We start from the raw sequence: 6,462 nt of genomic DNA on the forward strand, positions 1-6,462 counted from the left end.
TTTGGGGGTCGGTTCAAATTATCCGCCCTTTTCATTATTCACTTTCTTTTTTGGCTTTTTTCTCAGCTTTGTTGGCTTGATATTCCAATTCTCGCACGTCTTTGGCATATCTATCCAAAATGGCATTGATAAATTTATGAGCATCAGTTGCCCCAAAATGGGTATTTAATTGCATGGCTTCATCAAGCACCACTTTATAAGGGATATGGCGACTGTGTTTTAACTCATACGCCCCAATCAGCAAAATCGCTTTTTCAATGGTGTCTAGCTTTTCAAAACTGCGGTCAAGATAACGGGCAATATCCACAATCAGCTCACCTGCTTTCATGGGAATCTCACGCATAAGCTCGTGATAATAGCCCAAATGCACAGTGTGCATGGCGTTTTCACTACGGGTACGGGCAACAATGGTATGTGGCTCATTACCGCCAAGCAAATCACGGCTTTCATTGGCAAAACGATAATCGGTCATCAGCCATTCATACAAACCCTGCACGGCAAAACGGCGAGCCTTGCGAATGGCGGTGTAGCTGGTTTTATAGCCGGTTTCGTTGATGTCAAATTGGTCATTTTGGGGGTTGGGTGCGGTCATAGTTAGCCTTAAAATAATACTGCATTAAAATCATCTTTTAATGGGAAAATAGGAAAATGGGGCGTTGTTTTATGATTTGGGGCAAATTGCAATTTGCCCCGACATTTTTTAATTTAAAACAATGCCAAATTGATGTAATAAAGATTACAAAGCCTTTAATACGCTCACCATTTCAATGGCGGTCATACCTGCTTCATAGCCTTTGTTGCCTGCTTTGGTGCCAGCACGTTCAATGGTTTGCTCGATGTTTTCGGTCGTCAAAATGCCATTAATCACAGGAATGTCATGATGTAGAGCCACGTGCGATAAGCCTTTGGCAGACTCGCTTGCCACGATGTCAAAATGCGGTGTCGCCCCACGGATAATCGCCCCAAGCACGACAATGGCGTCATAGTTGCCCGTTACCGCCATGCGTTTGGCGGTCAGGGGTAGCTCAAATGCCCCCGGTACACGCACCACAGTGATGTTCTCGCCAAGCACGCCATGACGTAGCAGAGCGTCCAACGCCCCTTCTACCAAACTCTCAACCAAAAAGCCATTAAACCGCCCCACGGCAATCCCGATACGCAGATTGGCATTGTCATGTAAGGTACCGTCAATGTGGGTTACGGCATTTTTTTGTTCGGTAAATGTGGTCATAAGGCTCTCATCATAAATAAAGGGTTGGTTGTCCATTATATCAAATTTACCTTTGCCAACAAAGTATTTTTTCTGTTATGATAAGACCTTTTTTTAAAAACTGAGGGTATTCATGGACAGCATGAGTGCGTGGATTTTGGCGATTATGGATAGGCTTGGACTGGCAGGGGTTACGCTGATGATGTTTTTGGAAAACGTCTTTCCGCCCATACCGAGCGAGCTTATCATGCCGATGGCGGGATTTTGGTCAGCCATGGGTAACATGAACATCGTTGCCGTCATCATCGCAGGCACGGCAGGGTCGGTGCTTGGGGCGTTGCCACTGTACTATCTAGGCACGGTGTTTGATGAGAAACGTCTGTACAGTTTGACCGAAAAATACGGCAAATACCTACTGATTAAGCCGTCTGACATCACCAATGCAACCAATTGGTTTAACAAACATGGCAAGGCGGTGATATTTTTTGGGCGAATGATACCTGCCATTCGCTCGCTCATCTCTATCCCTGCTGGTATGAATCGTATGCCGATGTTGCCGTTTTTGGTGCTAACGACATTAGGTTCTGCCATTTGGACGACCCTGTTGGCGTATGCCGGCTACGTACTTGGGGCAAACTATGACCAAGTGGCAGAGTTTATCGCCCCCATTAGTAAAGGCGTGGCGGTCGTGGTGGGGCTTGTCTTGGTGGTTGTGGCATTTTTGCGGATTAGAAGTGTGTTTTTTGATAAGCCCTAACAACACCGCCAATATAAAACAAACCCCAAACATCTCGCTTGGGGCTTGCTTTAAAAAGACGGTCGTGCCATTTAAATCACTCAGTACGCAATAAGTCATTCAAACTGGTCTTAGCACGAGTTTGAGCATCTACTTTTTTGACGATAATAGCAGCGTATAGACTGTATTTTCCGCATGGGCTTGGTAGGTTACCTGGCACGACAACCGAACCTGCTGGTACACGCCCGTAGTGGATTTCGCCTGTTTCACGGTCGTAGATTTTGGTGGATTGACCGATATACACGCCCATGGAGATGACCGAACCTTCTTCGACAATCACGCCTTCCACGATTTCAGAACGAGCACCGATAAAGCAGTTGTCTTCGATGATGGTTGGGTTTGCTTGTAGCGGTTCTAGCACGCCACCGATACCCACACCACCTGATAGGTGGACGTTTTTGCCGATTTGGGCACATGAGCCAACAGTCGCCCAAGTATCCACCATGGTGCCTTCGTCCACATACGCACCGATGTTGGTGTAGGACGGCATGAGTACCACGTTTTTGGCGATGAATGAGCCTTTACGAGCCACCGCAGGGGGAACGACACGCACGCCTGCGTTTTTGAAATCTTCTTCTGTCCAATCGGTAAATTTGGTGTCCACTTTGTCAAAAAAGCGTAAATCGCAAGACTCAATCGGCTTGTTGTCATTGATTTTAAAGGATAGAAGTACCGCTTTTTTGACCCATTGATGAACTACCCATTCGCCGTCAATTTTTTCGGCAACACGAAGCGAACCATTATCCAAACCTGCAAGCACTTCTTCAACCGCAGAACGCACGTCAGCAGGGCAGTCGCTCGCCCCAAAGTTGGCACGGTTGTCAAAGGCGGTTTCAATGATGTTTTGTAAAGACATAACAATTTCCTAAGTGAAGTAAATAACGCCTTATTGTCGCCTATTTTTGGCAATTTGGCAAATTTATTTTTTAAAAATTAACGATTATATAAGGCATGAACGCTTTGCAAAATCTGCTGTTGCATATCAAAATCGGCTCGGTCAAATAGACAAATCAGCTCCGCCAAATCGTCATTTTCGGCATAAAAATAAGCGGTCGGCACGCCGAGTGTTTCGGCGATTTTGGATAAGGTTAAAAAATCAGGTGTATGTTTGCCACGCTCATATTGGTTCATTCTGGCACTGGCTGATGACGGGTCAATGCCTGATAAAATACCAAGCTGTTGCTGAGAAAGTTTTTTGGCTTTGCGGGCGGTGTTTAGGCGTTTGGCAAAGATGTTTGATTGATGGGCGGTCATTTTATTTCATCAAGTTAAAAACTAAAATTTTCTTAGTTTTTAACTTGACTTTATACTAAGGATAATTTAGTATATATCAAAACTAAGTAATCCTTAGTTTTTAAGCTAAATTTTTACCACAGGAAACAATCATGAAAAAGTTCTCTATCAGTGCAAAGTCAATCTTTACACCCATTTATATGGGTCAAGTGCCAGTGCCTTATGGTGAATACACTTGCGAAGTGTGTGGCGGTTACCACAAAACTCGTTGCGATACTTGCGATTTACCCCCCCCCTTGCATTTGTAATTGCTATTAATCTAAATGTAGTAATTAAGGCATAAAAAAAGAGAGTTGTTTAAATCAACTCTCTTTTTTATTGTTACAATGCCAGCCACCCCAAAATATCCCCATACACCCTATCTTTATCCGTCTCGTGTAGTGGTTCGTGTCGCATATTGGGATATAGGTGCGTGCGGACGTTTTGCCCTGCTTTGATGAGTTCGTTTTGGAGTTCATCAATGTCCTGCCCCATGCGTCCGACTGGGTCGTCTTTGCCACTCACGAGCAAAATACGAAAATCTTTGGGCGTGTGGGCGTACCATGTGGGCGATGTGGCTTTTTTGATAAGGGCTTGCAAGGCGACAAAGCCATTATTACTAAACGCAAAACCGCATAAGGGGTCATTTTCAAAGGCTTTGATACTGTCGGTGTTTTCGGTCAGCCACGCAAAAGGCGATGCCGATATGGGCGAGCGGATTTGCGAGAGTAGATAGTGGTTTAGGAGCGTAGCAAAGCGGGTGTTGGGGCGTTTTGGATTCACATAATTCATCGCCCCAAGTGCTGTCAGGGCAAAGCGGTTGATGAGTCCAAAACTGTTGCCCGTCCCCATGATAATCGCCCCGTCAAAGCTCGTGGCGTGGTGGGTCAACACCGTCCGCACAATGAATGACCCCATAGAATGCCCCATGATATAGTGGGCAATGGGGCGGTTGGTCAGCGTGCGTGCCTTGTCTTTTAATTTATCCGCCATGATGATGACATCTTTGCACAGGACTTGGACGGGGTGTTTTTCGTCAATAAAACCAAGCTCATATTTGTCCTTGACCGTCTGCCCATGCCCAAGCTGGTCATAAGTTGCCACAAGTACGCCATTATCCGCCAAAAATTTGGCAAAATCAGCATAACGCCCACTATGCTCGCTCATGCCATGCACGATAAGCAAAGTGGCTTTTATTTCACCTTGTGGCACAAAAAACGCATGATGCAGGCGGTGGATTTGGTTGGATGATAGGATAATTTGGGTCATGGTGGCATTTAATCTTTTAAGACATCTTGAATGGCGTGTTCTAACTCTTGTTTATTCATGTAGTGCTCAACACCCAACCAATAACGCTCATAGTTTGGGTGATTTATCAAATCCTGCATGACATAAACGCCAAGAGTTTCACTTGCCCGCTCTACGGCTTTGTTATCATAGTACATGGCAATCATCAGCTCTTTGGTGCAATCTTTGGCAAACAAGCGTGTTACTAGCCTGCCAAATTGTTGTTGGGTTTGATTGATTTCATATTGGGAGTATGGATTTTTTTGGTTCAAGCTAGGATGAGAGAACATGCCTTGCAAGGTGGCGTTTTGAAAGATTTTTTTATCATTGGCTGATAATGATGAAACCATACATTTGGCTAAGTCATTTGTATATAAACCTAAATGACTGTTTGCATAAGTCATTGTAGGCAATATAGCAATTAATCCGATAATACAGTTTTTTAGGACATTCATACAAATTCCTTAAATTAAAGTCAAGTAGGGCAAAAGACCATTTACTCCATGTTTAGTACCTAAAAACACCCAACTTTTTCACCACGCTCCGCCTTTGCTAATTTCTCTTCGGCTAGGGCTTTTGAGCTACGCACAGGCGGTGGGCAGTCTTCGCCATAGTATTGGCGGTCAGCAAAGTAGCTTGAACGCACCATAGGATTTGCCCAAATGTTAAAAAAGCCCAGCTTTTTGCCATATTCGGTATAACGGGCGAACTCATCAGGATGTACATATCTGTTCACAGGGGCGTGGTTTTTGCTGGGGGCAAGGTACTGCCCGATTGTGATGATGTCTACATCATGGGCTTTTAGGTCGTCAAGCAGGGCATAAACCTCTTCTTCGGTCTCGCCAAGCCCAACCATAAATCCACATTTGGTGGCGACATCAGGACGGCGTGCCTTGTATTCTTTTAGTAGGTTTAGTGAGTGCTGATAGTCCGAGCCGGGGCGAAATGCCTTGTATAGGCGTGGCACGGTCTCGATGTTGTGGTTAAAGACATCAGGGGCGGTCTCGGCAAGTAGGTCAATGGCGATTTTTTCACGTCCACGAAAATCAGGCACGAGAATTTCAATCAAGCAGTTGGGGCTTAGGGCTTTGGATTCTTGGATAACTTCCACAAAATGCCCTGCACCGCCATCTTTTAAATCGTCCCTGTCCACGCTTGTGATGACGGCATATTTTAGCCCAAGCCCCAAAATGGTCTCAGCCGTGTGGCGTGGCTCGTCCACATCAAGGGGGTTGGGACGACCGTGTGCCACTTCACAAAACGGACAACGGCGTGTACAAATATCACCCATAATCATAAAGGTTGCCGTACCGTCCCCAAAACACTGGGGCAGATTAGGGCAGGCAGCTTCTTCGCAAACGGTGTAGAGCTTTTGTTTGCGAAGCGTGCCTTTGATGCGTTCCACCTCGGCAGGGCTGGATAATTTAACACGAATCCAGTCGGGCTTTTTGGGGGTCTCAACAGTGGGAATGACCTTGATGGGAATACGAGCGACTTTGTCATAGCCCCGCAGTTTTTCGCCTTGTACGGCTTTTTTGGGGGCAGGTTTTGGGCTTGGGGTATAGGTTTGGACGGTCATGGCTTGCCTATTTTTATAAAAATATGAAAATAAATTGGGATATTTTACCTTATTTCAAGGTAAAAAGCGATGACAAAAATCAAGGCATGGGGGTATGGTTGTCGCCATAAACCCTTGTCGTTGATAGGGTTTTGTCATTTTTAAAGGCGGTCTGGACATGGCATGGGCGTGGATTGGCAATGATGGATTGATTTGCTAAAATGGATGTAAAAATTTGGGTAAGTTAAAGCTGTTTTTAAAAATAAGCATTTGTCAAATTATGGTTATTTTAAAATATTTGCAAATTAGACTTCTTGCGAAACCCCAAATTAAAGAAAA

General features: G+C 45.0%; 9 protein-coding genes. 2 read left to right on the forward strand and 7 right to left on the reverse strand.

The genetic code is table 11. The features are described 5' to 3' along the window. Nucleotides 1-34: 34 nt before the first annotated feature. A complete protein-coding gene (nusB, locus tag B5J94_RS09100) occupies nucleotides 35-592 on the reverse strand; it encodes a transcription antitermination factor NusB (RefSeq protein WP_062500640.1) in 558 nt (185 codons plus the stop codon). 144 nt (nucleotides 593-736) lie between these two features. Further along, on the reverse strand, nucleotides 737-1,231 hold the full coding sequence (gene ribH, locus B5J94_RS09105) for a 6,7-dimethyl-8-ribityllumazine synthase (protein ID WP_062500642.1): 495 nt from the start codon (nucleotides 1,229-1,231) through the stop codon (nucleotides 737-739). 112 nt (nucleotides 1,232-1,343) lie between these two features. On the opposite strand from ribH, the gene B5J94_RS09110 reads away from it, so the two are divergent. Beyond that, entirely contained in the window at nucleotides 1,344-1,967 is a 624-nt protein-coding gene (locus tag B5J94_RS09110) for a DedA family protein (protein WP_062500638.1), read from the forward strand. A gap of 76 nt (nucleotides 1,968-2,043) precedes the next feature. Here B5J94_RS09110 and dapD read toward each other — a convergent pair whose 3' ends face one another. Both dapD and B5J94_RS09120 read right to left on the reverse strand, forming a co-directional pair. After that, nucleotides 2,044-2,862, reverse strand: coding sequence for a 2,3,4,5-tetrahydropyridine-2,6-dicarboxylate N-succinyltransferase (dapD, locus tag B5J94_RS09115; RefSeq protein ID WP_062500636.1), 819 nt, complete (start codon nucleotides 2,860-2,862; stop codon nucleotides 2,044-2,046). 77 nt (nucleotides 2,863-2,939) lie between these two features. Next, nucleotides 2,940-3,260: a helix-turn-helix domain-containing protein gene (locus tag B5J94_RS09120; protein ID WP_062500634.1), complete on the reverse strand. Its 321-nt coding sequence runs from the start codon at nucleotides 3,258-3,260 to the stop codon at nucleotides 2,940-2,942. Between the two features lie 131 nt (nucleotides 3,261-3,391). Between B5J94_RS09120 and B5J94_RS14220 the strand changes: the two genes are divergently transcribed. After that, entirely contained in the window at nucleotides 3,392-3,547 is a 156-nt protein-coding gene (locus tag B5J94_RS14220; protein ID WP_156471076.1) for a hypothetical protein, read from the forward strand. Between the two features lie 73 nt (nucleotides 3,548-3,620). On the opposite strand, the gene B5J94_RS09125 is transcribed toward B5J94_RS14220, so the two are convergent. From B5J94_RS09125 to lipA, 3 genes are all read right to left on the reverse strand, one after another. Further along, nucleotides 3,621-4,547, reverse strand: a complete 927-nt coding sequence (locus B5J94_RS09125) for an alpha/beta fold hydrolase (protein WP_062500632.1) — start codon at nucleotides 4,545-4,547, stop codon at nucleotides 3,621-3,623. Between the two features lie 8 nt (nucleotides 4,548-4,555). Beyond that, a complete protein-coding gene (locus B5J94_RS09130; RefSeq protein ID WP_143821950.1) occupies nucleotides 4,556-4,915 on the reverse strand; it encodes a hypothetical protein in 360 nt (119 codons plus the stop codon). A gap of 164 nt (nucleotides 4,916-5,079) precedes the next feature. Then, a complete protein-coding gene (gene lipA / locus B5J94_RS09135; protein WP_062500628.1) occupies nucleotides 5,080-6,144 on the reverse strand; it encodes a lipoyl synthase in 1,065 nt (354 codons plus the stop codon). Nucleotides 6,145-6,462 lie beyond the last annotated feature (318 nt).

Source organism: Moraxella lacunata, from assembly GCF_002027545.1.
In the GTDB taxonomy this organism is placed as follows: domain Bacteria; phylum Pseudomonadota; class Gammaproteobacteria; order Pseudomonadales; family Moraxellaceae; genus Moraxella; species Moraxella lacunata.

Bases quoted from the DNA above. Each gene is read 5' to 3' on its own strand.
- nusB (WP_062500640.1), bottom strand. From the start codon at position 592: ATGACCGCACCCAACCCCCAAAATGACCAATTTGACATCAACGAAACC.
- ribH (WP_062500642.1), bottom strand. From the start codon at position 1,231: ATGACCACATTTACCGAACAAAAAAATGCCGTAACCCACATTGACGGT.
- B5J94_RS09110 (WP_062500638.1), top strand. From the start codon at position 1,344: ATGGACAGCATGAGTGCGTGGATTTTGGCGATTATGGATAGGCTTGGA.
- dapD (WP_062500636.1), bottom strand. From the start codon at position 2,862: ATGTCTTTACAAAACATCATTGAAACCGCCTTTGACAACCGTGCCAAC.
- B5J94_RS09120 (WP_062500634.1), bottom strand. From the start codon at position 3,260: ATGACCGCCCATCAATCAAACATCTTTGCCAAACGCCTAAACACCGCC.
- B5J94_RS14220 (WP_156471076.1), top strand. From the start codon at position 3,392: ATGAAAAAGTTCTCTATCAGTGCAAAGTCAATCTTTACACCCATTTAT.
- B5J94_RS09125 (WP_062500632.1), bottom strand. From the start codon at position 4,547: ATGACCCAAATTATCCTATCATCCAACCAAATCCACCGCCTGCATCAT.
- B5J94_RS09130 (WP_143821950.1), bottom strand. From the start codon at position 4,915: ATGGTTTCATCATTATCAGCCAATGATAAAAAAATCTTTCAAAACGCC.
- lipA (WP_062500628.1), bottom strand. From the start codon at position 6,144: ATGACCGTCCAAACCTATACCCCAAGCCCAAAACCTGCCCCCAAAAAA.